18 protein-coding genes and 1 pseudogene are annotated in these 23078 nt (G+C 68.8%); 7 read left to right on the forward strand and 12 right to left on the reverse strand.

Annotation, left to right across the window (positions count from 1 at the left end):
- Nucleotides 1-5: 5 nt before the first annotated feature.
- From QE393_RS02955 to zapE, 3 genes are all read right to left on the reverse strand, one after another.
- A complete protein-coding gene (locus QE393_RS02955) occupies nt 6-455 on the reverse strand; it encodes a DMT family transporter (RefSeq protein WP_241495391.1) in 450 nt (149 codons plus the stop codon).
- 216 nt (nt 456-671) lie between these two features.
- Nucleotides 672-1535, reverse strand: coding sequence for an MBL fold metallo-hydrolase (locus tag QE393_RS02960; protein WP_173148444.1), 864 nt, complete (start codon nt 1533-1535; stop codon nt 672-674).
- Between the two features lie 91 nt (nt 1536-1626).
- Nucleotides 1627-2727: a cell division protein ZapE gene (gene zapE, locus QE393_RS02965; RefSeq protein WP_310042039.1), complete on the reverse strand. Its 1101-nt coding sequence runs from the start codon at nt 2725-2727 to the stop codon at nt 1627-1629.
- A gap of 160 nt (nt 2728-2887) precedes the next feature.
- On the opposite strand from zapE, the gene QE393_RS02970 reads away from it, so the two are divergent.
- Nucleotides 2888-4108 carry a pyridoxal phosphate-dependent aminotransferase gene (locus tag QE393_RS02970; RefSeq protein ID WP_273808623.1) on the forward strand — a complete coding sequence of 407 codons (1221 nt, stop codon included), beginning with the start codon at nt 2888-2890 and terminating at the stop codon, nt 4106-4108.
- On the opposite strand, the gene QE393_RS02975 is transcribed toward QE393_RS02970, so the two are convergent.
- The 6 genes from QE393_RS02975 to QE393_RS03000 all read right to left on the reverse strand — a co-directional run bounded on the left by QE393_RS02975 (nt 4109) and on the right by QE393_RS03000 (nt 11550).
- Nucleotides 4109-4900, reverse strand: a complete 792-nt coding sequence (locus QE393_RS02975; protein ID WP_273808624.1) for a hypothetical protein — start codon at nt 4898-4900, stop codon at nt 4109-4111. It abuts the gene before it with no gap.
- 153 nt (nt 4901-5053) lie between these two features.
- Nucleotides 5054-6391 carry a sigma-54 dependent transcriptional regulator gene (locus tag QE393_RS02980; RefSeq protein ID WP_310042041.1) on the reverse strand — a complete coding sequence of 446 codons (1338 nt, stop codon included), beginning with the start codon at nt 6389-6391 and terminating at the stop codon, nt 5054-5056.
- Nucleotides 6376-7821: an ATP-binding protein gene (locus QE393_RS02985; RefSeq protein ID WP_273808626.1), complete on the reverse strand. Its 1446-nt coding sequence runs from the start codon at nt 7819-7821 to the stop codon at nt 6376-6378. The genes QE393_RS02980 and QE393_RS02985 overlap by 16 nt, the downstream gene beginning before the upstream one ends.
- Nucleotides 7822-7894: 73 nt before the next feature.
- Nucleotides 7895-9046, reverse strand: a complete 1152-nt coding sequence (locus tag QE393_RS02990) for an L-talarate/galactarate dehydratase (protein ID WP_273808627.1) — start codon at nt 9044-9046, stop codon at nt 7895-7897.
- 23 nt (nt 9047-9069) lie between these two features.
- Nucleotides 9070-10428 carry an MFS transporter gene (locus QE393_RS02995; RefSeq protein WP_273808628.1) on the reverse strand — a complete coding sequence of 453 codons (1359 nt, stop codon included), beginning with the start codon at nt 10426-10428 and terminating at the stop codon, nt 9070-9072.
- Between the two features lie 87 nt (nt 10429-10515).
- Nucleotides 10516-11550 carry a LacI family DNA-binding transcriptional regulator gene (locus QE393_RS03000; protein WP_273808629.1) on the reverse strand — a complete coding sequence of 345 codons (1035 nt, stop codon included), beginning with the start codon at nt 11548-11550 and terminating at the stop codon, nt 10516-10518.
- A 143-nt stretch (nt 11551-11693) separates the two neighbouring features.
- On the opposite strand from QE393_RS03000, the gene QE393_RS03005 reads away from it, so the two are divergent.
- From QE393_RS03005 to QE393_RS03015, 3 genes are all read left to right on the forward strand, one after another.
- Nucleotides 11694-12296: a LysE family translocator gene (locus QE393_RS03005; protein ID WP_273808630.1), complete on the forward strand. Its 603-nt coding sequence runs from the start codon at nt 11694-11696 to the stop codon at nt 12294-12296.
- Between the two features lie 18 nt (nt 12297-12314).
- Nucleotides 12315-13172, forward strand: coding sequence for an AraC family transcriptional regulator (locus QE393_RS03010; protein WP_310042042.1), 858 nt, complete (start codon nt 12315-12317; stop codon nt 13170-13172).
- Nucleotides 13173-13292: 120 nt separating this feature from the next.
- Complete coding sequence (locus QE393_RS03015; RefSeq protein WP_273808632.1) at nt 13293-15266, forward strand: choline BCCT transporter BetT; 1974 nt, start codon at nt 13293-13295, stop codon at nt 15264-15266.
- 141 nt (nt 15267-15407) lie between these two features.
- On the opposite strand, the gene QE393_RS22430 is transcribed toward QE393_RS03015, so the two are convergent.
- From QE393_RS22430 to QE393_RS03025, 3 genes and pseudogenes are all read right to left on the reverse strand, one after another.
- Nucleotides 15408-16115 (reverse strand): methyl-accepting chemotaxis protein, encoded by a 708-nt coding sequence (locus tag QE393_RS22430; RefSeq protein ID WP_405046274.1) that lies wholly within the window; start codon nt 16113-16115, stop codon nt 15408-15410.
- A 153-nt stretch (nt 16116-16268) separates the two neighbouring features.
- Nucleotides 16269-17408 (reverse strand): annotated as a pseudogene (locus tag QE393_RS22435) (cache domain-containing protein); the annotation flags it as partial.
- 198 nt (nt 17409-17606) lie between these two features.
- Entirely contained in the window at nt 17607-18356 is a 750-nt protein-coding gene (locus QE393_RS03025; RefSeq protein ID WP_310042044.1) for a carbon-nitrogen hydrolase family protein, read from the reverse strand.
- A 217-nt stretch (nt 18357-18573) separates the two neighbouring features.
- Here QE393_RS03025 and QE393_RS03030 point away from each other — a divergent pair, with 217 nt between their 5' ends.
- From QE393_RS03030 to dld, 3 genes are all read left to right on the forward strand, one after another.
- Nucleotides 18574-19710, forward strand: a complete 1137-nt coding sequence (locus tag QE393_RS03030; RefSeq protein ID WP_273808634.1) for an iron-containing alcohol dehydrogenase — start codon at nt 18574-18576, stop codon at nt 19708-19710.
- A 163-nt stretch (nt 19711-19873) separates the two neighbouring features.
- Nucleotides 19874-21217, forward strand: coding sequence for an MFS transporter (locus tag QE393_RS03035; protein ID WP_273808636.1), 1344 nt, complete (start codon nt 19874-19876; stop codon nt 21215-21217).
- 80 nt (nt 21218-21297) lie between these two features.
- Nucleotides 21298-23067 (forward strand): D-lactate dehydrogenase, encoded by a 1770-nt coding sequence (gene dld / locus QE393_RS03040; protein ID WP_273808637.1) that lies wholly within the window; start codon nt 21298-21300, stop codon nt 23065-23067.
- Nucleotides 23068-23078 lie beyond the last annotated feature (11 nt).

Below are 23078 nucleotides of genomic sequence, written 5' to 3' on the forward strand. Positions count from 1 at the left end.
TGGACCTAGGCCCGGGCGATGCACCAGACGCCGGCACCGATCAGCACCACGCCGGCCAGCTTGCCGAGGGTGACCGGATCCTGGCGAAAGCCGGCCCAGCCGAAGTGATCCAGGCTCAGCGACATGGCCAGCTGTCCGGCGATCACCAGCGCCATGAATAGGGTGGCGCCGATGCGCGGACCGGCGAAGGCGGCCATGGCGATAAAGAACATGCCCAGCAGGCCGCCGCACCAGTGCCACCAGTGCAATTCGCGCAGGGCACCCAGGGTGGGGACGCCACGCTGCCAGAGGGTCAGGCCCAGCAGGGCGAGCAGCCCGACCATGAAGGAAATGGACGCCGCGGCGAAGACGCTGCCGAGGTGCCGGGCGAGTTGGCCATTGATGCCGGCCTGCAGCGGCAGGCAGGCGCCGGCGATGAAGGGCAGGACGAGCAGCCACCAGACGGGCATCGACAGGACTCCAGGGAAAAAGGGGCGCGCAGTATGCCCCAGGGTGGGGCGAGACGGTCGAATCGGCGACTCGCGGTTGGATGCCCGTTTCCCGAGAGTCATCGTCAGGGCATCCGCCAGCGGAAGCGCGAATGCCTGTCACGCCGCCAAAGGTCAGGACACGGCGGTGTCGCTGCGGCCAACGCCTGTCGCTATTCGCTTGTACGACGGATGGTGCCTGCCCTAGAAGCCGTCGATGGGAATCTTCAGGTAACGGCGGCCATTGGCCTCGGCCGGCGGCAGGGTACCGGCGCGGATGTTCACCTGGATGGCCGGCAGGATCAGCGTCGGCATGGACAGGGTGGCGTCGCGGCGGGTGCGCAGGGCGACGAAGGCGTCTTCGTCCACGCCATCGCGGACGTGGACATTGAGGGCGCGCTCTTCGCCCACGGTGGTTTCGTGGCGCGCTTCGCGGCCGGCGGGCGGATAGTCGTGGCACAGATAGAGGCGGGTGGCCTCGGGCAGGGTCAGCAGCCGGCGGATCGAACGATAGAGATCGCGGGCGCTGCCACCCGGGAAGTCGCAACGCGCCGAGCCGACATCGGGCATGAACAGGGTATCGCCGACGAAGACATGGTCCTCCTCCACCTGGTAGGCCATGTCGGCCGGGGTGTGGCCGGGCACATGCAGGGCGCGGGCGGTCAGGGCACCGATATGGAAGACCTCGTCGGGCTGGAACAGGTGATCGAACTGGGAGCCGTCGAGGCGGAATTCCGCTTCCAGGTTGAAGACGTCCTTGAAGGCGCCCTGGACCCGGCGGATGCCCTCGCCGATGGCGATGCGGCCGCCCAGTTGCCGACGCAGATAGGGCGCGGCGGAGAGGTGGTCGGCGTGGGCATGGGTCTCCAGCAGCCACTCCACGGTCAGCCCCTGGTCGCGCACGAAGCGGGCGACGCGATCCGCCGACAGGGTGGCGGTGCGGCCCGAATGCGGATCGTAGTCCAGCACCGAATCGACGATGGCGCAGCGACTGCCGGGCGCTTCGTAGATCACATAGGTGAAGGTGGACGTGGTGGCGTCGAAGAAGGGTTCGATGCGCGGGGTCATGACCGGGCCTCGTGAAGAGATGGGATGTCCCACCTTACCACGAGGCTCCGCCGCTCCGCGGCGTGCCTCGTCGCCGCAGGTCCGCCCCGGCCTAGTACCGCGCCTGCTGCATCTCCCTCAAGCGGCTCAGGGTGCGGCGGAAGGGGAATTCCAGAAATCCGCGGGTGTACAGCCGTTCCAGGGGGACGGCGGCGTCCAGGTAGAGCGGGTGGCGGCGGTCGTAGGCTTCGTCGACCAGGGCGATAAAGCGGCGCACGGCGTCATCCTGGGGCGCCAGGCGGGGCAGTTCGCGATCGCCGGCGAGGACGTGCGTCGCGCCGTCTTCGGTGCCGCGGGCGATCCGACCCGCGCGGGGATCGCCGGACAGGCAGGGGACGTTGCCCAGCAACAGGGCAGGGAAGCGGGTGCAGAGATCGATGTAGTCGGTGGTGGCCCAGGCGCCCTGGCAGAGTACGGCGAAGTCCAGCCAGATCGCGCTGGAGGCCCGCTGCACCACGGGCAGGGGGCGCTCGCCGAGGATCAGGGGCGCGGTCGTCACGGCTTCCCCCGGGGTGAGGCGGGCAAAGGTCGTGACGAGGGCGGTGGGGTCGTTGACCCAGAAGCGGGGCTCGGGCTGACCCTCATGCAGGCGGTGATCCTGGCCGCCGTCCACCTCCAGCACGTCCAGCTGCGCCTGCAGCGCGGCGATGGCGGGCAGCAGGCGCTCGCGATTGAAGCCGCCGGCATAGAGCTGCTCGGGCGGCTGGTTGGAGGTGACCACCAGCACCAGGCCCTGGTCCAGCAGGGCGCGCAACAGGCCGCCCACCAGGATGGCGTCGCCGATGTCGCTGACGAAGAGTTCGTCGAAGCACAGCACCCGCACCTCGGCGGCCAGTTCCCGGGCCAGCACCTGCAGGGGATTGCGGGTGCCGCTGAGCTGGAACTGGCGCTGGTGCACCCAGCGCATGAAGTGATGGAAGTGCTGGCGGCGGGCGGGCACCGGCAGGCTGGCGTGGAACAGGTCCAGCAGCCAGGTCTTGCCGCGCCCGACCGGGCCCCAGAGATAGAGCCCGCGCGCCGGCCGGCCCGCCAGCAGCGCCGCGTGACAGGCCTCCAGCCGCAGGGCAGCGGCCTCCTGGGCGGCATCGGGCAGGCGTTCGCCCTGGGCCAGGGCCTGGCGGTAGGCGGCGAGGGGAGAGCGGGCGTTCGACATGGTCGCCACTCTAGCGCCCGTGCGGCCAGCAGACCATGCCCCGGCGGAATGACGTGAGTCCTTTATAGCGTTTGAAGGCCGGCCGCGGCGGTTCGATAGTGCGAGACGACGCTGCCGGACGCCGCCGGCACCCGCTTTCATCTCTGCCTGGAGCCCCGTCATGGCCGCCGATTCCACCCTGCACCTCGCCCAATGCTTGTCGTCCGTGGGCGTCTCCGAGATCCTCAAGATCACCGAGCGGGCCAACGCCCTGCGCCGCCAGGGCGCCGATCTGCTGGTACTGGGTGCGGGCGAGCCGGACTTCGATACCCCGGAGCACATCAAGGAGGCGGCGATCCAGGCCATTCGCGCCGGCCAGACCAAGTACACGGTGCTCGACGGCAGTCCGGCGCTCAAGGAGGCCATCCGCCGCAAGTTCGCGCGGGAGAACGACCTGGTGTTCGCCCAGGACGAGGTGACCGCCTCGGCCGGTGCCAAGCAGGTGATCTTCAACGCCATGATGGCGACCCTGGACGCGGGTGACGAGGTGATCATCCCCGCGCCCTTCTGGGTGACCTATGCCGACATCGTCACCATCCTCGGCGGCACGCCGGTGGTGCTGCCGTGCCGTGAGGAGGATGGCTTCCGCCTGACCGCCGCGGCCCTGGAAGCGGCCATCACCCCGCGCACCCGCTGGGTGATGCTCAACTCGCCGTCCAACCCTTCGGGTGCGGCCTATGGCGAGGAGAACTATCGCCCGCTGCTGGAGGTGCTGCTGCGCCATCCGCAGGTCTGGCTGATGGTCGACGACATGTACGAACACATCCTCTACGACGGTTTTCGCTTCGTCACCCCGGCGGCGCTGGAGCCCCGGCTGCGCGAGCGGACCCTGACCATCAACGGCGTCTCCAAGGCCTATGCCATGACCGGCTGGCGGCTGGGCTATGCCGGTGGACCGAAGGCGCTGATCCAGGCCATGGCCAGTGTGCAGAGCCAGGTGACCTCCTGCCCCTGCTCGGTCAGCCAGGCCGCGGCCATCGCCGCCCTGGATGGGCCGCAGGACATCGTGCGCGAGCGCTGCGAGCTGTTCCGCGAGCGACGGGATCTGGTGGTGGATGCCTTGAACGCGGTGCCGGGTCTGTCGGCGCGACGGCCCGAGGGGGCCTTCTATGTCTACGCCAGTTGCGCGGGGATATTGGGTCGGCGGACGCCGAACGGGGCGGTGATCGACAGCGATACGGCCTTTGCCCGCTACCTCATGGACGAGGGCGGGGTGGCGGTGGTGCCAGGCTCGGCCTTTGGCCTGGCGCCTTACTTCCGGGTTTCCTACGCCACCTCGCACGAGGTGCTGGAGGAAGCCTGCCGCCGGATCGCCGAAGCGACCCGGCGGCTGCTGGCCTGATCAGCCGGCCGGCGGAGCGGGGGGCGCCGGCGGTTGGGCACCCGGGGCGACCGGCTGGACGCCGGGGGGCGGGGGCGGCGGCAGACGGCCGGGACCGCGGGGTGCCGGCGGGGTGTCCAGGGTCTGCAGCGAGTTGGCGTCGGCGCCCAGGGCGCTGACCCGGAAGGCACGACCCTGGGCATTGGCCACCAGCTCGCCGCGCACGGCCACGTTCTGACCGGTCTTGAGCAGCGCTTGCAGGCGCAGGGCTTCATGGGGCGGCAGGCGCAGGGCGGTACCGTCCTGCAGCAGGGCGCCGTTCACATCGCCACGGGGACCGTGCAGCAGCTGGACGATCTGGCCCTGGAGGCTGTCGCCATCGCGCTCGGCGCCAGGTGCCGGGGGTGCCGGGGGCGCCGGCGGACGGCGACCGCCCACGCGATCGGGACCTTCATCGGTGACCGTCTTGCCGGTCTGGACATTGGTCAGGGACACCGCCTGGACCAGTGGCAGGCTGGCGGCGCGCAGGCCGGCGACGTTGATGCTGTCACCCGGCTTGAAGGTGGCGGCCAGTTGCTCGGACAGGTGCGGCGGGGTGTTGACCTCGGTGCCGTCGGCCAGGATCAGGCCGTCGATATCGCCGCGAGGATTGAGCAGGAACTGCTTGAGCTGGCCCTGCTGGGTGGGGATCTGGGCGCTGGCCGCGGTGGTGGTGGCGGTGCTGCCGGCGGGTGCGGTTTGTGCCAGGACGAGGCCGCTGACGGACAGCAGGGCGAAGGTCCCGATCACGAGGGTTTGGGTCTTGGTAGGCATGGATGACTCCTGCGGTGGTTGACGACTAGGCTATTGCAGGGCCTGTGCCAACTTTTATTTTATAGATAAATCAATAACTTGTGATTTTAAGCGGCCATTCGGGCCGGGCATGGCGTCCGGCTGGCGGACAGGCCTGTCGGCAAAGCGGACAGCCTATTTAGCATTGTCGTCTTCGCCGACACCCAGGCCCAGCCGGCTCAGCTTGGTGTAGAGCAACTGGCGATGGATGCCCAGGCGACGGGCCGCCTCGGCGCGATTGCCGCCGCTGCGCTGCAGGGCGCGCTCGATCAGCAGGCGTTCCAGGCGCGCGGTGGCCTCGGCCAGGGTCTCCTCCGGCCAGCTGGCGTCGATGGCTAACTCATCCGGCGTCTCGCCCTGCAGGAAGGCCAGGTCGGCGGCGACGATGCGCTCGCCCTGGGCCAGGGTCGCGGCGCGCTGGATGGCGTTGCGCAATTCCCGCACGTTGCCTGGCCAGGGGTGGCGCAGCAGCAGGGCGGCGGCATCGTCCGCCAGCACGCGCCCGCTGGTGGCGAGGAAGTGCTCGGCCAGCGGCAGGATGTCGGCCCGCCGCTCGCGCAGGGCCGGCAGGTGGATGGGCACCACATGCAGGCGATAGAAGAGGTCCTCGCGGAAGTCGCCACTGGCGACACGCTGGGCCAGGTCGCGGTGGGTGGCCGCTACCAGTCGCACGTCCAGCCGTACCGGTGCGCCACCCACTGGGGTCACCTCGCGTTCCTGCAGGGCGCGCAGGATCTTGGCCTGCATGGGCAGCGGCATGTCGCCGATCTCGTCGAGAAAGAGGGTGCCGCCCTGGGCTTCGCGAAAGGCGCCGAGGCGATTGGCGGTTGCCCCGCTGAAGGCGCCGCGCACATGGCCGAAGAGTTCGCTTTCCAGCAGGTCCGGCGGGATGGCCGCGCAGTTGATCGCCACGAAGGGCGCCCCGCGTCGCTTGCCGTGCTCGTGGATGGCGCGGGCCACCAGCTCCTTGCCGGTGCCGGTCTCGCCGGTCACCAGCACCGTGGCCTCGCTGTCCACCAGACGGCCGATGGTCTTCTGCACCTGGCGCAGGGCGTCGCTGCCGCCCACCAGGGTATGGCCCTCGACCGCGGCCGGTGGCGCGCTGGTCGGGCCGCGCTGGGCGGTCATCCCGGCCAGCGCCCGGATCAGTTCTTCGCGGCCGATGGGCTTGGTGAGGTGGTCGAAGGCGCCCAGGCGCATGGCCTCGATGGTGTTGCCGGCGCTGGCGAAGGCGGTCAGCACCGTGACCGCGGGCGGCTCGGGGCGGGTGCGGATGCGCGCCAGTACCTCCAGGCCATCCAGCCCGGGCATGCGCAGGTCGAGCAGCACGGCGTCCACCGTTTCCTGCGCCAGGAGCTGCAGGCCCGCTTCGCCCCCGTCGGCCTGCAGCACCCGGTAGCCCTGGTCCGCGGCGGTTTCCGCCAGGGCGTCGCGCAGACCGGCGTCGTCATCGATGATCAGCAGGGTTGGCATGGCAGGAGGATCTCGAAGCGAGTGGGGACGGAGGGTTCGATCAGTCGCGCCTCGCCGCCGTGGGCGCGGGCGGTCTCGCGGACCAGGGCCAGGCCCAGGCCGGTGCCCTCGGGGCGACCGGTGACGAAGGGCTCGAAGAGCTGGCCGCGCAACTCGGCAGGCGGTCCCTGGCCCGCGTCTTCCACCGCCAGCACCAGCCAGTCGCCACGGCGGCTGGCGTCGAGGCGGATCTCGCTGGCGGCCGGGGCGGCCTGGAGGGCGTTGAGCAGCAGGTTGTCCAGGGCGCGGGCCAGGGCGTCGCGATCGAAATAGCCCTGCTCGACGGCCACCCTGGCGGTCAGGCGGATGCCGCGCTGGGCGGCCTGGTCTTCGTGACCGGCCAGCACCTCGCGGCAAAAGGCCGGCAGCGCGATGGCAGTGGGTTGCAGCTGCAGCGGCTGGGTGAGGTCGAGCAGACGGCGCAGCAGGCGGTCCAGCCGGGTGACCTGCAGCAGGATGGCGTCCAGCGCGCGTTGCTGACGGCCGCTGTCGCCGGCCAGGGCGTTCTCGGCCTTGAGGCGCATGGCGGCCAGCGGATTGCGGATCTCGTGGGCGACCCCGGCGGCCACCCGACCGAGGGCGGCCAGCCGTTCACTGGCGTGGACCTGGGTGGTCAGCCGCTGGGCCTCATCCCGTGCCTGGGTCAGGCGCTGCCCGGCCTGGTTGAGCGCCGCCAGCACCCGATCCAGCTCGCGTTCGCCGGTGAGTGCGAGGGTGGGCAGGTCGTGGCTGGCACTGGCTCCCAGATCGCGCTCGACGCGCGCGACATGGCGCGACCACTGCCAGGTGAGTCGACCGAGCAGCAGGGTCGCCGCGAGCATGGCCAGCAGCAGCAGACCCAGGCCCAGTTTCAGCTGGCGCTGACCGCTGCCCTCGGCGAAGGTCAGGCGGGTCAGGGTCCAGGCGGCGAGATCGGCAATGGGCCCGGACAGCGGGCAGGCGGCGACCAGTACCGTGGCGCCATCCGCGCTGAAACTGTCGCTCAGGCTGCGCGCCTCGGCCAGGGTGGCGGCGGAGAGATCGGCCAGGTGCTGGCGTTCGGCGGTGGTCAGGGAAAAGGGACTGGCATCGGCCAGCAGTCCCGCCTGCTCCTGCCAGAGACCGCCGCCCATGCCGCGATAACGCAGCAGGGCGACACTGGCCACGCCGACGAGACTGCGCTGCAGTACCGGATCGGCGAGGCCGGCGGTAGGGCCGGACCAGCCATTGCTGTAGAAGCGATAGCTGCTGGCGATGGCCTGGCAGGCCTGCTCGGCTTCCACCGTGGCCTGGCCGAGCTGGGCGCTTTCCGACTGGCGCAGCAGCAGGATCATCAGCCAGCCGACCCCGACGGCCATGCCGCCGAGCATCAGCAGCAGGGCAATCAGACGACTGCGCAGCGATCCGAACATGGGGTTTCTCTATCCAGGCCTTGGCCTGGATAGAGTGCCACACCCCGGCGGAGTTCGAGTGCCAGAGCGGGTGTCAGGCGCGCCGGCCGAATTCCGCTTCCTGCGCCGTCCAGCCGGGCACCCGCTCGCTCAGGGACAGCCCGAGCCCCGGACGGGTCGGCACCTGCATCCGCCCGTCACGGGTTTCCAGGCGTTCGTTGAACAGCGGCTCCAGCCATTCGAAGTGTTCCACCCAGGGCTCGGTGGGATAGGTGGCGGCCAGGTGCACGTGCAATTCCATGGCGAAGTGCGGCGCCAGCATCACGCCGGCCTGCTCGGCCAGGGCCGCTACCTTGAGGAAGGGAGTGATGCCGCCAACCCGGGGCGCGTCGGGCATCAGGAAGTCGGCACCGCGCAGGCGGATGAACTCCTGGTGTTCGGCGAGGCTGGTAAGCATCTCGCCGGTGGCGATGGGGGTGTCGAAGGCCGCGGCCAGGGCGGCGTGGCCCTCGGCGTCGTAGCAGTCCAGCGGCTCCTCGATCCAGATCAGGTCGAATTCCTCGAAGCGCCGGCACATCCGCTGGGCGGTGGGTCGGTCCCACTGCTGGTTGGCGTCGACCATCAGCGGGAAGCTGTCGCCCAGGTGGCGGCGCACGCGGGCGACGCGCTCAAGGTCCAGGGCGCAGTCGGGCTGGCCGACTTTCAGCTTGATGCCGCCGATGCCCTGCTCGCGGGAGCGGTCGGTGTTGACCAGCAGCTGCTCCAGTGGCGTGTGCAGGAAGCCGCCGGAGGTGTTGTAGCAGCGCACCGAGTCGCGCTGGGCACCCAGCAGGCGTGCCAGGGACAGGTTGGCGCGACGGGCCTTGAGGTCCCAGAGGGCCACGTCGAAGGCGCCGATGGCCTGGGTGGCGAGGCCGCTGCGACCCACCGAGGCGCCGGCCCAGCAGAGCTTGGTCCAGAGTTTCTGGATGTCGCTGGGATTCTCGTCGAGCAGCACCGGGGCGATTTCCCGGGCATGGGCGAACTGGCCCGGGCCACCGGCGCGCTTGGAATAGCTGAAGCCCAGGCCGCGCTGGCCATCGCGGGTCTCGATCTCGACGAAGAGGATGGCGATCTCGGTCATCGGCTTCTGCCGGCCGGTGAGCACCTTGGCATCGCTGATGGGGTTGGCCAGCGGCAGGAACACGGAAGCCAGGCGGACCCAGGCGATGCGGTCCTGGTCGGCGCTGTAGGAGGTGTCGGACATGGGGGAGTCTCCAGGGTGAGGAATCAGGGACGGGTGGCAGGCAGGGCGGCGTCGGCGGTGGCGGGTGGCTCGTCGTTGAGTTCACCGAGGTCCAGGCGCCTGAGCGGGCCGACGATGACCAGGTAGGAGAAGGCGCCGAGCAGGCCCATGGCGGCGACGTAGGTGAGGGCCACGTCGAAGGAGCCAAGCCTGTTGATCATCAGGCCGATCGCCAGCGGGGTGACGATGCTGGCGATGTTGCCGCAGAAGTTGAAGAGGGCGCCGCTCACGCCCATGGCGCGCTTGGGCGAGACATCGCCGACGATGCACCAGCCCAGGTTGCCCACGCCCTTGGCGAAGAAGGCGATGGACATCACCAGGGTGACCAGGGCGATGGACTGGGTGTAGTTGGCCACCACGATGCTGCTGGAGAGCAGCAGGCCGACGATGATCGGCGTCTTGCGCGCGGCGGTGAGGCTGTAGCCGCGGCGCAGCATGCCGTCCGACCAGAGTCCGCCGAGGACGCCGCCCAGGCAGCCGGCCACCGGCGGGATGGCGGCGATCAGGCCGACCTTGAGCATCGTCAGCCCCTTGGCCTCGACCAGGTAGGTGGGAAACCAGGTGAGAAAGAACCAGGTGATGGTGGTCAGGCAGAACTGCCCCAGGTAGATGCCCAGCATCATGCGGTTGCCGCTGATGGCCTTGAAGGTGCGCCAGCTGAAGGGCGCCCGGGTGTCGCCCAGGTCGGGCAGGCCGCCGCCCGCCTCGATATGGTCCAGCTCGCGCTGGCTGACGCGCCGGTCATGCCGGGGCTCCTGCACGGTGGCGAACCACAGCAGGCCGATGAGGATGCCGGCGCCGCCGGTCCAGAAGAACACGTGTTCCCAGCCGAACTGGTTGAGCAGGATCACCATCAGCGGCGTGAACACCGCCAGGGCGAAGTACTGCGCCGACTGGAAGATGGCGGTGGCCAGGCCGCGCTCCTGGCGCGGGAACCACATCACCGTGAGGCGGTTGTTGGCCGGAAAGGCCGGCGACTCGGCGACGCCCATGAGAAAGCGCAGCACGAACAGCGCCAGCAGCGCCGAGGAGAAGAATTCGACGTAGCCCTGCAGGAAGGTCAGCACCGACCAGAGGATCAGGCTGGCGCCCAGTACCAGCCGCGAGCCGAAGCGATCGAGCACGATGCCGCCGGGAATCTGCATGGCGGTGTAGGCCCAGCCGAAGGCCGAGAAGGCCAGGCCCATGGCCACGGCATCGAAGCCGAGGTCGTGGCGCATGGCCGGCGCGGCGATGGAGAGGGTGGCGCGGTCGACGTAGTTGAACACCGTCACCAGAAAGATCATCGCCAGCACGAGATAGCGGACGCGGGTGCGCCGCGACGGCTCGGGGGAAGTGCGCATTGTTATTGTCCTTTTCAGCGGGCAAAGCCGGCGGCGAGGCCGGCACCTGCAGGAGGACGCTAAGCTGATTACGCAATCATTCAAGCGTCAGCGCGTGCTCTCGCGCATGACCAGGGCGAAGCCGGTATCCCGTTGCCGCGGCGCCTCGGCGCCCGCCAGGCGGGCGAGCAGGGCCGCGGCGGCATGGGTGCCCATCGCGGCGCCGCGCACGTCCACGGTGCTCAGCGCCGGGATCAGATGGGCGGCGCTGGCCAGGTTGCCGAAGCCCATCACGGCCAGCTCCTCCGGGATCTGCAGGCCGCGGGCATGGCCTTCGGCCAGCACCCCGTGGGCGAGGGTGTCGGAGCTGCAGACCACCACCTCGGGGCAGGCGCCAGCGGCGAGCATGCGGGCCAGGCCCTGGCGACCCAGTGCCGGGGTGGCCGGCGGTGGCAGGCTGACATCGGCGGGTGCGGCCAGTCCGTGGGAGGCCAGTTCGGCATGAAAGGCATCGCGGCGCAGCCGCCCGCGGGGATCGTCCAGGGTCAGGCTGGCGAAGTGGCGATAGCCGCGCGCCAGCAGCTCCCGGGCGACGGCCTGGCCCACAGCGACATGGGAAAAGCCCACCAGCATGTCCAGCGGTCGCTCGCCCTGGTCCCAGCACTCCACCAGCGGAATGCCGGCCCGGGACAGGCGCAGTCGGCTGGCGGCCGTGTGCAGGGTGCCGGTGAGAACCATGGCGTCGGGGCGGCGGCGCAGCAGGGCGTCCAGCAGCCGCTCCTCGCGTTCGGCGGAATAGTCGGTCAGGCCCAGCAGGGTCTGATGGCCGGCCTCGGTCAGGGTCTGCATGAGCGCCTGCACGGTGTCGGCGAAGATGGAATTGACGATGGTGGGCACCAGGATGGCGATCAGCCGACTCTCCAGGGGCGCGCCGCCGGTGGTAAGCATGGCCGGCTGGTAGCCGCTCTCGCGCACCGCGCGAAAGACCTTTTCGCGTAGCGCCGGGCGGACGATCTCCGGCTGGTTGAGGGTGCGCGAAACGGTGATCGGCGAGACCCCGGCCAGGCGGGCCACGTCCTTCAGGGTCGGTGGCTTGCCATCGGGACGACCGGGCCAGGACGGGGCGTTGCGATCACCGGACAAGAGCGACTCCGCGACAGGAGGGGGAATGCCCGATTCTGCCGAGTCATACGATGACTCTCAAGATGGACGAGCCACAGACGTACAAGCCAGAACCGGACGTGCTGGCTAGCCTGGGTCTCCCTCTCTAAGTCTGCAGGTGTCCCGTGGAAATCGTCCTCTATGCGCTGAGCGTCATCTACAGCCCCGGTCCGGTCAACGCCCTGGGCCTGAACGCCGGCCTGCGCGGCCAGGCCCGCCGGGCGCTGGGATTCTATGCCGGGGTGGGCTGCGCCATGCTGATCCTGTTTCTGGCCCTGGGCTATGCCGGCGCGGTCCTGGTCTCGGGGGCGCTGCTGCCGTGGCTGGCGCTGCTGGGCGGTGGCTATTGCCTGTACCTCGGCTATCGCATTGCCCGGGCCGCGCCGCCGACGGCGGACGCGGAGGAGGGCGCCGCAACGCGGCTGACCTTCGCCCGCGGCTTCCTGATCCAGGGGCTCAATCCCAAGGGCTGGCTGGCGGTGCTGCCCATTGCCACGGTGATGTTTCCGGCGGCCCAGGTGACCGGTGGCAAGATCGTCCTCTGGTCGCTGCCCCTGGCCCTGTCGGCGGGCGGCGCCCCGGCCAGCTACGCCTTGCTTGGCGCGCTGCTCGGGCGCTACCTGGTGCAAGGACGTGGCTTGCGCGGGGTGAATCTGCTGCTGGGGCTGAGTCTGGTCGGCTGCGCCCTGCTGCTGTTCCACGACGCCTGGCGCGGTCTGCTAGGCTGAGCGCCGGAGGGAGTCGCCATGAGCACCCAGATCGAATTGCCCGGCACCACGGATTGGGTACGCCACGCCCCGGCCCATGCCGAGCTGGAGTCCATCGAGGCGTTTTTCAGTGGCCATGCCTTCGACCCCCATCGGCATGCCACCTATGCCATCGGCCGCACCCTGGCCGGGGTGCAGAGCTTTTCCTATCGTGGCGCCAGGACCAACAGCCTGCCGGGCGAGACCATGGTGCTCCATCCCGATGAGGTCCACGACGGTCGTGCCGGCGCCGCCGGTGGCTTTCGCTATCGCATGCTCTATCTGCCGCCGACCCTGGTGCAGGACATCCTGGGCGGGCGACCCTTGCCCTTCCACCGCGAGAGCATCTCCCAGGATCCGCGCCTGGCCCGGGCCACCGAAGCGGTGTTCGCCGCCCTCGACGCGCGGCCCGACGCCCTCGGTCGCGACGATGCCCTCTATGGCCTGGTCGCCACCCTGGCCGAGGTCTGCCAGGCCTGGCCCAGTCGCGGGCGGGTGGATTTCGCCGCCGCGCTGCGCGCCCGCGAATACCTGGAAGACCATCTGGAGCAGGCCGTCACCCTCGACGACCTGGCCCGCTGCGCCGGTCGGGATCGCTGGAGTCTGACCCGGGATTTCCGCGCCTACTTCGGCACCAGTCCCCATCGCTACCTGACCCTGCGTCGTCTCGACCGGGTACGGCTGCAGGTACGCCTGGGGCTAGGGCTGGTCGACGCGGCCGTGGCGGCGGGCTTCTACGACCAGAGTCACATGACGAAACATTTCCGCCAGGCCTTCGGGATGGCTCCAGCCCGCTGGTTTCGTGGACTGGCCAGACCGCCCGCCGTGTCTGCCGTGGATAGTGCACCCGGCCCTTAGCGCCGCAACGGTCAGGCAGGTTTCGCCCTGCGGCATGCGCCGTTCAATGAGCGCCGCCAGCGAAACGATCCCCGTCGAGGGCAGTCAACCTGTGCGCACTTCATAAACAGGAGCCCTTTTATGACCGGCCAGGGAGAATCTGCCGCTCGTCCCACCTTCAGTCCTCCGGTCTTCTGGACCTCGACCCTGCTGCTACTCGCGCTGGTGCTCTATGCCAGCCTGTTCCAGGCCAATGCCCAGTGGCTGTTCGCCGCCATCCAGGGCTGGATCATCACCAACCTGAGCTGGTTCTACATCCTCGCCGTGGCCATCATCCTCGGCACCGTGGTGTTTCTCGGCATGAGTCGCTATGGCGACATCAAGCTCGGTCCGGACCACAGCGAACCGGACTACGCCAACACCACCTGGTTCGCCATGCTGTTTTCCGCCGGCATGGGCATCGGCCTGATGTTCTTTGGCGTCGCCGAGCCGGTGATGCACTTTCTCAACCCGCCCTATGCCGATGGCCAGACGGTGGATGCCGCACGCCAGGCCATGCGCATCACCTTCTTCCACTGGGGCCTGCACGCCTGGTCGATCTACGCCATCGTCGCCCTGATTCTGGCCTACTTCAGCTACCGCCACGGCCTGCCGCTGACCCTGAGATCGGCGCTCTACCCGCTGATTGGCGAGCGCATCTACGGCCCCATCGGCCATGCCGTGGACATCTTCGCCATCATCGGCACGGTGTTGGGTGTCGCCACCTCCCTGGGTTTTGGCGTGTCGCAGATCAATACCGGGCTCAACGTGCTGTTCGGCGTACCGGTGTCCACCCCGGTGCAGATCGGCCTGATCGTCATCACCACGGCGCTGGCCACCCTCTCGGTGGTCTCGGGGCTGGACAAGGGCGTGCGGCGGCTGTCGGAGCTCAACCTGGGCCTGGCGGTGCTGCTGATGCTGACCGTGATCATCCTCGGCCCCACCGTGCTGATCCTGCAGACCTTCGTCGAGAACACCGGCGGCTATCTCAGCGAGATCGTCAGCCGCACCCTCAATCTCAATGCCTATCGACCCACCGACTGGATCGGTGGCTGGACGCTGTTCTATTGGGGCTGGTGGCTGGCCTGGTCGCCCTTCGTCGGGCTGTTCATCGCGCGCATCTCGCGCGGCCGGACCATCCGCGAATTCGTCTCCGGCGTGCTGCTGGTGCCGGCCGGCTTCACCCTGCTGTGGATGACCGTGTTCGGCAACACCGCCATCCACATGATCCTCACCGAGGGCATCACCGATCTGGCCGCCGCCGTATCCCAGGACAGCTCCCTGGCGCTGTTCGCCTTCCTGGAGCACTTCCCCTTCGCCAGCGTGATCTCGCTGATCGCCATCGTCATGGTGGTGGTGTTCTTCGTCACCTCGGCCGATTCCGGCGCCATGGTGGTGGACATGCTGGCCTCCGGCGGTCAGGACCAGACGCCGGTCTGGCAGCGGGTGTTCTGGGGCGCCAGCATGGGCCTGGTAGCCATCGCCTTGCTCCTCGCAGACGGGCTCAAGGCGCTGCAGACCGCCACCATCGCCAGTGCCCTGCCGTTCACCATCGCCCTGCTGTTCAGCATGCATGGCCTGCTCAAGGCGCTCAAGCTGGACGCCACCAAGCGCGGCCTGCGCCATCAGTCGCTGAGTCTCACCCCGCCGACCAGCCGCACGCCGGGGGGCTGGCAGCGCCGGCTGCGCGGCCTGGCGATGTTTCCACGGCGCAGCCACGTGGTGCGCTTCATCAGTGAGGTGGCCAAGCCGGCCTGCCTGGCGGTGGCCGAGGAATGGCGCAAGCAGGGCTATGTCTGCGGCGTAGAGGACCGCGAGGACGGCGGCGTGCGCCTGAGGGTCGGCCCGGCCGAGCAGCCCGAGTTCGTCTACCAGGTAAGACCCCACGCCTATGCCATGCCCAGTTTCGTCATGGGCAGCGAGCCGAACGATGAGCGCAAGTACTTCCGCGCCCAGGTCTATCTGCGCGAAGGTGGCCAGGACCATGACGTCATGGGCTGGTCACGCGAGGACGTCATCGGCGACATCCTCGACCAGTACGAACGCCACATGCACTTCCTGCATCTGGTGGGCTGACAACCTGTCCACGATCTGTTGCGCGTCGGCCAGACCGCGTTGCACATGCCTCGTCTGTCTCTCGCTCGCGAGATCGTGAACAGATTCTGAAAGGAAAAAGCCGGGCGCAGTGCCCGGCTTTTTCATGGCGCGGCGTTGGTGTCACTTCACCCGGAAGCGCCGGACCACGGCGATCAGCTGCTCGTTGGACGACTGCACCGCCGCGGTGCTCTCGGCGGTACGCTGCCCGCTGCTGACCAGGTCGTCGACGATATGCCGCACGGCGACCATGTTCTGGTTGATCTCGCCGGCCACCGCGCTCTGTTCCTCGGCGGCGGCGGCGATCTGGGTCGACAGGTCGCTGATGCGCACCACCGAACCACTCATCTCGTCCAGGCCGTCGGTGACCTCGCGGGTCTTCTCGGCGGTGCTCTGGCAACTGGTCTTGGTCACCTCCATGGCCGCGACCGCGGAACTCACGCCCTGCTGCAGGCGGCCGAGCATCTCGTTGATCTCGGCGGTGCTCTGCTGGGTGCGTCCGGCCAGGGCGCGGACCTCGTCAGCCACCACGGCGAAGCCGCGACCCTGCTCGCCGGCCCGGGCCGCCTCGATGGCGGCGTTGAGCGCCAGCAGGTTGGTCTGCCCGGCGATTTCGCCGATCACCCCGAGCACGTCGTTGATGCGCTGGGCGTCGCTCTGCATGGCCTGCACCTTGAGGGTGGCGTCTTCCACCTGATCGACCAGGGCCAGGACGCTGGCCGAGGCCTGCTGGACCACCGCGCGGGAGCGCTCGGCCTGGCCGTTGGCGGCCTGGGTGAGGGTGGCGGTATCGCTGGCACTGCGGGCCACGGAGTCGGAGGTGGCGCTCATCTCGGTGATGGCGGTCACCGCCTGGTCGGTTTCGCTGGCATGGCGGGCCAGGATGGCACCGTTCTGCTGGGCCTGGCCGTGGAGTTGCTTGAGACCGGTGTCGATGCGGTCGGTGGCGTCACCCACCTCGCCGATCAGGCGCTGCAGATAGCCGATGAAGCCGTTGACCGCGCCGGCCACCGCATCCACCTCGTCCTTGCCGTGCATCGGGATGCGCCGGGTCAGGTCGGCATCGCCGGCGGACAGGGATTCGATGTTGCGTTGCAGCAGGCCCAGGCGACCCATCAGCTTGCCGAGCGCCAGCACCATGATGCCCACCAGCAGCAGGACCAGCGGCAGCTGGATCGCCGCCAGGGTCTTGAGGATGCCGGTGTTGGTCGCCGCGATGAGCGAGGTGGGCAGCGCCGTGGCCAGCAGCCAGGGCGTGCCGGCCAGCGGGCGCAGGAAGAAGGTGTGGGGCGTGCCGTGCTCGTCGACATAGGTGTCGCGCACCACGGCCTCGCCCTTGAGCTTGCCGAGGTTCTGCTGGATGGCGGCGACGAAGGGCGAACGGGCGGCATAGGCCGAGACGTTGTTCAGGATCTGCGACTCGCCGAGTTCGCTGAGGTTGCTGAGGATCTTGCCGTCGGCCTCGACGATCATCATGTCGGTGTCGTCGAGTTCCTTGCGCAGCTGATCCACCAGGGGATTGAAGAAGCCCAGGGTGAGGTCGATGGTCGAGACGCCAAAGGCCTTGCCGTCGCGCTGGATGGCCATGGCGCAGTTGGTGCGCGGCTCGGCGCTGGCGGCGTCCTTGTAGGCGGCGGCCCAGACGCACTGGCCGGCGGGGGCCTTGAGCCCGGCCTGGAACCAGGGCTGCTCCCAGTAGTTGAGCGACTCGGGGGAATTCCAGTGGGTGTTGACGATCAGCTTGCCGCTGGCATCGCGGTGATAGAAGGTGCTGAACTTGTCGCGCCCCTGCTCGCGCTGGTTGGGCAGCGGCCAGATGCCGCCGCCGAACACCTTGGCATCGCCATACTGGTCCACCAGGCCGGGCAGCACCCGGTCGATGGCGGCACTGTCCAGCAGCGGCACGGTCTGGGTGATGGAGCGCTGCTGCGCCTGGATCTGGTTGAGTTCGCGATAGATGCGGGTGCCCACCTCGTTGACGCGGGTAAGCACGGCGGATTCACCGGCGGCGACCAGATCCGGGGTCACCCACAGGCGGATGCCGATGACGGTGGCCGCGAGGGTCGCGCCGATGAAGCCGAGGAAAATCAGGGTGTAGCGGGTCCGGATGGTGTTCAAGGCCATGGTGTCGCTCCTGCGGTTACAGCGTCTTTCACGCTGCGAAAGGCATCCTTGGCGGTGTTCTGGACGAGGATGTCAGAGCCTTATCGGCGTGCGAGGTGTGACCTTTAGTCGCAGAAGGGGCGAGATATCAAATCGCCATTCCGGTCGTGGCGTGACCTGCTAGCCGCTTTTCAGTCAGAGGACTGCGCCATGCAGCCATCAGGATCGCAAGGCGCGTATTTCGCCCTGCCAGTCATCGGCGACCCGCCGGACAATGACCAGGCACGGGCCGTCTCCTGGCGCCGCGACCAGGCACTGGCCATCGGCCTGCCAGAAGGCACTGCGACCCACGCAGGCATAGCCGCCGGTGGGCGCGCCGTGGTTGGCCATGAGTACCGGCATGCCCAGGCGCCGGGCATGGCCGGCCAACCGGGCGCTGTCGGCGGGGTAGCCGGTCGGGCCGATGACCGCCGAGGCCAGGTAGAGGTCGGCGCCCCGGGCACGGGCGGCCTCGGCATGCGCCGGGTGGTTGCTGTCGGCGCAGATGGCCAGCGCGGCCCGCAGGCCCGGCAACTCCAGTAGCGCACCGCCGTTGCCGGGGACGAAGGGCGGCGCCTCGCCCGGATGCAGGTATTCCTTGGTATGGACGCGACAGCTGCCCTCGGCGCCGAGGATCAGCGCACCGATCTGCAGCCCCGTCGGACCCTGGACCGGCGCCCCGACCACGGCCGTGAGCCCGGCCACGCGGCAGGCCTCGCGCAGGGGCCGCAGGCGGGCATCGGCACCCTCCAGCGTCAGCGCCGCCGCCAGGGTCGGTTCATAGCCGGTCAGGGACAGTTCCGGAAACAGCAGGAGCTCCACCCCGGCGTTGGCAGCCGCGGCGATGAAGTCCAGATGACTGCGCAGGTTGGCGGCGAGGTCACCGGCGAGCGAAACGGATTGCGCGGCGGCCAGGGTGAGGGTGGGCATCGTGACTCCGAAGGAAGCGGCAGCGCCCGCGAGATCGGGGCGCGTCCACCGCTGTTGGTAGGGTGTCCAGGCGGGAAGGCAATCACAGGCCGATGTTACCTGGACATGCTGGGGTTGCCTCCAGGTTATACCGCTATCGCTACCTCTCAGTATTTAGAGCGGAAGCCTGTCGCTATAGTCGAGCCGTCTATCAATTTCAAGAATAACAGGACGAGTCATGGCGATAATCAACTATGTAACGGAGATCCGCTTCGGCGCCGGCTGTGCTGCCGAGCTGGCCGACGTCAACGCCCGGCTGGGCTTCCAGCGGCCACTGATCGTCACCGATCGGGGCGTGGTGGCAGCCGGTCTCATCGAGCAGCTGATGGAGCTCAATCCCCTGGCCGCCTACCAGGTGTTCGACGCCACCCCGGCCAATCCCACCGAGGCTGCCACCCGCGAGGGCGTCGCCTGCTTCCGGGAAGCGGAATGCGACGGCATCATCGCCGTCGGCGGCGGGTCGCCCATCGACCTGGCCAAGGCGATTGCCGTGTCCGCGCGCCATCCGGGACCGCTGAAGCAGTTCGCCGTCATCGAAGGCGGCCTGACGCGGATTACCGCGGCGACGGTGCCCATCGTGGCCATTCCGACCACGGCCGGTACCGGCAGCGAGGTGGGACGCGGTGCCATCATCATTCTCGATGATGGCCGCAAGGTCGGCATCCTCTCGCCCCACGTCATCCCGCGGGTGGCCATCTGCGATCCGCTGCTGACGCTCAGCCTGCCGCCGCACCTGACCGCCGCCACGGGCATGGACGCGGTGGCCCACTGCATCGAGACCTTTCTCGCGCCCGGCTTCAATCCCCCGGCCGAGGGTATCGCGCTGGACGGCCTGCGCCGGGCCTGGCGCCATCTGGAGCTGGCGTTCAACGAGCCGGGCAATCTGGAAGCCCGTACCCAGATGCTCAGCGCCTCGCTGCAGGGGGCGCTGGCCTTCCAGAAGGGACTGGGCTGCGTGCACAGCCTGAGTCACTCGCTGGGCGGCATCGATCCGCGCCTGCACCATGGCACCCTCAACGCGGTGCTGCTGCCGGCGGTGGTCGCCTTCAACCGGGGGGCGGAGTCGGTGGTCCGCGAGGAAAAACTCGAACGGCTCGCCCAGTCCATGCAGCTGCCCGCGCAGCTGTCGGTGGAGCAGGCGCTGGCGCACAAGGCCGAGGCCCTGCGCCTGCCGACGGGCCTGGCGCAGATGGGCGTCGATAAGGCGCTCATTCCGCGCATCGTCACCGGGGCCCTGGCCGATCACAGTCACAGGACCAATCCTCGGGAAGCCACGGCCGAGGACTATGCCCAACTGATCCAGGCCTCGTTCTGAGGCCCAGCAGCCGGGGGCGGAGAGTCCCTCCGCTGCAGTGTCGTCCGTCGTCCCGCCGCGCGCCTCGATTCCGTTCCGGGCGGGCAATGGGCTGCGGATGACCGACGGCTGTTCTGCAAGACCCTCGCGCGGCAATCACAACAATTAAAGGACGCGAAACATCATGGCTCATCCCAGTACCGCCGCATCCCCGGTGCAGTTCGATCCGCTCTATCGCAAGGTCGCCTGGCGGGTGTTGCCCCTGCTGCTGCTCGGCTACATCATCGCCTATCTCGATCGGGTCAACGTCGGCTTCGCCAAGCTGGCCATGCTCAGTGACCTCGGCATGTCCGATGCGGCCTATGGCCTCGGCGCCGGCATCTTCTTCATCGGCTACTTCATCTTCGAGGTCCCCAGCAACCTGATGCTGCATCGCGTCGGCGCCAAGCTCTGGATCGCGCGCATCATGATCACCTGGGGCCTGGTCTCTTCGCTGATGGCCTTCACCGGGCCCATCGCCCAGCTGCTGGGCATCAGCCACGAGCTGACCTTCTACGGTCTGAGGTTCCTGCTCGGCGTCTGCGAGGCGGGCTTCTTTCCCGGGGTCATCCTCTACCTGACCTACTGGTTTCCTTCGGCGCTGCACAGCCGCATGATGGCCATCGTCATCCTCGGCAACCCGGTGTCCTTCATCTTCGGCGGTCCGCTCAGCGGCGCCATCATGTACTACATGGGCGCCAGCAGCCTGTTGGCGGGCTGGCAATGGATGTTCGTCATCGAGGCCGTGCCGGCCGTGCTGGTTGGGGTGGTGGTGCTGTGCCTGCTGGACAACGGCATCCAGGACGCCAAATGGCTGAACGATCAGGAAAAGGCCGAACTCACCCGGCGCCTCGCCGTGGAGGCCGCGGAAAAACCCCGCATCGCCCTCAGGCGCCTGTATGCCCTGCCCATCATCTGGCTGCTGACCGGCATCTACGTCCTGCTGATGCTGGGCAACTACGGCATCAACTTCTGGGTGCCGACCATCATCAGGAATGCCGGCGTGGCGTCGGTCCTGGACATCGGCCTCATCACCGCCATCCCCTATGTGTTCGGGGCGCTGACCATGGTCTGGATCACCCGTCAGGCCCAGCGCACAGGCAACCAGCGTGCCTATGGCGCCCTGATGTCGGTGCTGGCCGGGATCGGCCTGATCCTCTGCGCGGCCTTCCCCCAGCACCTCCTGCTGATGATCCTGGGTGTCGCCTTCGCCGTGGGTGGCAGCCTGAGCGCCATCGCGCTGTTCTGGGGGCTGCCGGGGGCCTTCCTGCAGGGTGCCGCCGCCGCGGCCGGCATCGCCATCATCAACTCCTTCGGCAACCTGGGCGGCTTCGCCGGACCCTATCTGCTAGGGCTGCTGACCACCCTGTTCGGGTCGGCGCAAGGGGGCCTGATGCTGCTCGGGGGTTGCCTGCTGGTGTGCGCGGCGCTGATGCTGTGGGTGACACGACGGCCCGCGCAGTCGACTACCGGGCTGCTGGCCGAGTAGCCATGCCGGGATAGCCGCGCGTTTTCGATCGGGAGCGACCGCCGTTCGCTTCCGCTGTCTTTGCCAGTGAAGAGGGCGTCATGGATCTGGTCAGCGAGTTGCAAACCATCGTCGGGCGTCGCCATGTCCTGCAGGGGGACGCCGCGACCCGGCGCTTCCGCCTGGGGATCCGCTATGGCGGCGGAGCGGTGCTCGCCGTGGTGCAGCCCGGCAGCCTGCTGGAGATGTGGCGCGTGCTGCAGCGCTGCCACGGCGCCGGGACCATCATCATTTGCCAGGCGGCCAACACCGGCCTGACCGGCGGCTCCACCCCGGTCGCCGAGGGCTACGACCGGCCGGTGGTGCTGATCAACACCCTGCGCCTGACCCGCCTGTCCCTGTTGCGCCAGGGCGAGCAGGTGCTGTCCCAGCCGGGGGTGACCCTGAGCCAGTTGGAGACGACGCTGAAACCCCTGGGGCGGGAGCCGCATTCGGTGATCGGCTCGACCTGCATCGGCGCCTCCATCACCGGTGGCGTCTGCAACAACTCCGGCGGCTCGCTGATCCGCCGTGGACCGGCCTTTACCCAGCTGTCGCTGTTCGCCCGCATCGACGAGGCCGGGCACCTGCAACTGGTCAATCATCTGGGCCTGGCCTTGGGCGACACGCCCGAGGAAATCCTCGGCCGGCTCGACGAGGGCCGCTTCGACGACAGCGCCGTGCAGGACCCGGTCGGCGCCATGGCCTCCGATCGCGAATACGCCCGCCATGTCCGCGACGTGCACGCGGCCACTCCGGCTCGCTACAACGCCGATCCGCGGCGGCTGTACGAGGCGTCGGGCTCGGCGGGCAAGATCGCCGTGTTCGCCCTGCGCCTGGATACCTTTGCGGCCGATCGCAACACCCGGGTGTTCTACATCGGCTCCAACCGAGCGGCTGACCTGGAAGCCATTCGCCGGCATATCCTGGTCAATTTCGCCCAGTTGCCCATCGCGGGCGAATACATGCATCGCACGGCCTATGCGCTCAGCCGTACCTACGGCAAGGACCTGTTCCTCTTCATCCAGCGCTGTGGCGCGCAGCGGGTGCCCCAGGCCTTCGCCTGGAAGACCCGCTTCGATGCCCTGAGCGAACGCCTGGGGCTGGGTGCCCAGCTCGGCGATCGCCTGCTGCAACGCCTGGCGGCGCCACTGCCCGAACACCTGCCGGCGCGCCTCAACGCCTTCGCCGAGCGCTTCGAGCATCACCTGCTGCTCAAGATGGGCGAAGACGGCATCGACGAGGCCCGCGCCTACCTGCAGTCCTGGCTGCCCAGCGCCGATGCGGATTTCATCGAGTGCGACGCGGAGGAGGGCAACGCCGCCTTCCTCAATCGCTTCGCGGTCGGCAATGCCATGAATCGCTACCGGGCGGTGCACCGGGACAGCGTGGAAGACATCCTCGCCCTGGACATCGCGCTGCCGCGCAACACCCAGGACTGGTTCGAGACCCTGCCGCCGGAACTGGCGGAGCAGGTCGAGGTGACCATGTATTGCGGGCACTTCTTCTGCCACGTGCTGCACCAGGAATACCTGGTGAAGAAGGGCCGCGACTGTGCGGCGCTCAAGCGTCGCCTGCTGGCCCTGCTGGAGGCCCGCGGCGCCCGTTATCCCGCCGAGCACAATGTCGGTCACCTCTACGCCGCGGCACCCGAGCTGGAGCGGCACTATCGCCAGCTCGATCCGACCAACGCCTTCAATCCGGGCATCGGGCAGCTGACGCGGCGCTATCGCTGGCAGGAGGACTGCTGCGCCGAGCACGCTGGCGATGCCATCGCCGCGGCAGCGACGGCGGCCCGAGCGGAGGCTGCGGAGACGAGTCGCACGTCCTGAACGGGAGTGCG

The organism is Pseudomonas sp. SORGH_AS_0211 (assembly GCF_031453455.1).
Classification (GTDB): domain Bacteria; phylum Pseudomonadota; class Gammaproteobacteria; order Pseudomonadales; family Pseudomonadaceae; genus Chryseomonas; species Chryseomonas aestiva.

Bases quoted from the DNA above. Each gene is read 5' to 3' on its own strand.
- QE393_RS02960 (WP_173148444.1), bottom strand. From the start codon at position 1,535: ATGACCCCGCGCATCGAACCCTTCTTCGACGCCACCACGTCCACCTTC.
- QE393_RS02995 (WP_273808628.1), bottom strand. From the start codon at position 10,428: ATGCGCACTTCCCCCGAGCCGTCGCGGCGCACCCGCGTCCGCTATCTC.
- QE393_RS02985 (WP_273808626.1), bottom strand. From the start codon at position 7,821: ATGTTCGGATCGCTGCGCAGTCGTCTGATTGCCCTGCTGCTGATGCTC.
- QE393_RS03035 (WP_273808636.1), top strand. From the start codon at position 19,874: ATGGCTCATCCCAGTACCGCCGCATCCCCGGTGCAGTTCGATCCGCTC.
- dld (WP_273808637.1), top strand. From the start codon at position 21,298: ATGGATCTGGTCAGCGAGTTGCAAACCATCGTCGGGCGTCGCCATGTC.
- QE393_RS03015 (WP_273808632.1), top strand. From the start codon at position 13,293: ATGACCGGCCAGGGAGAATCTGCCGCTCGTCCCACCTTCAGTCCTCCG.
- QE393_RS03030 (WP_273808634.1), top strand. From the start codon at position 18,574: ATGGCGATAATCAACTATGTAACGGAGATCCGCTTCGGCGCCGGCTGT.
- QE393_RS02990 (WP_273808627.1), bottom strand. From the start codon at position 9,046: ATGTCCGACACCTCCTACAGCGCCGACCAGGACCGCATCGCCTGGGTC.
- QE393_RS03010 (WP_310042042.1), top strand. From the start codon at position 12,315: ATGAGCACCCAGATCGAATTGCCCGGCACCACGGATTGGGTACGCCAC.
- QE393_RS02975 (WP_273808624.1), bottom strand. From the start codon at position 4,900: ATGCCTACCAAGACCCAAACCCTCGTGATCGGGACCTTCGCCCTGCTG.
- zapE (WP_310042039.1), bottom strand. From the start codon at position 2,727: ATGTCGAACGCCCGCTCTCCCCTCGCCGCCTACCGCCAGGCCCTGGCC.
- QE393_RS02980 (WP_310042041.1), bottom strand. From the start codon at position 6,391: ATGCCAACCCTGCTGATCATCGATGACGACGCCGGTCTGCGCGACGCC.
- QE393_RS22430 (WP_405046274.1), bottom strand. From the start codon at position 16,115: ATGAGCGCCACCTCCGACTCCGTGGCCCGCAGTGCCAGCGATACCGCC.
- QE393_RS03025 (WP_310042044.1), bottom strand. From the start codon at position 18,356: ATGCCCACCCTCACCCTGGCCGCCGCGCAATCCGTTTCGCTCGCCGGT.
- QE393_RS02970 (WP_273808623.1), top strand. From the start codon at position 2,888: ATGGCCGCCGATTCCACCCTGCACCTCGCCCAATGCTTGTCGTCCGTG.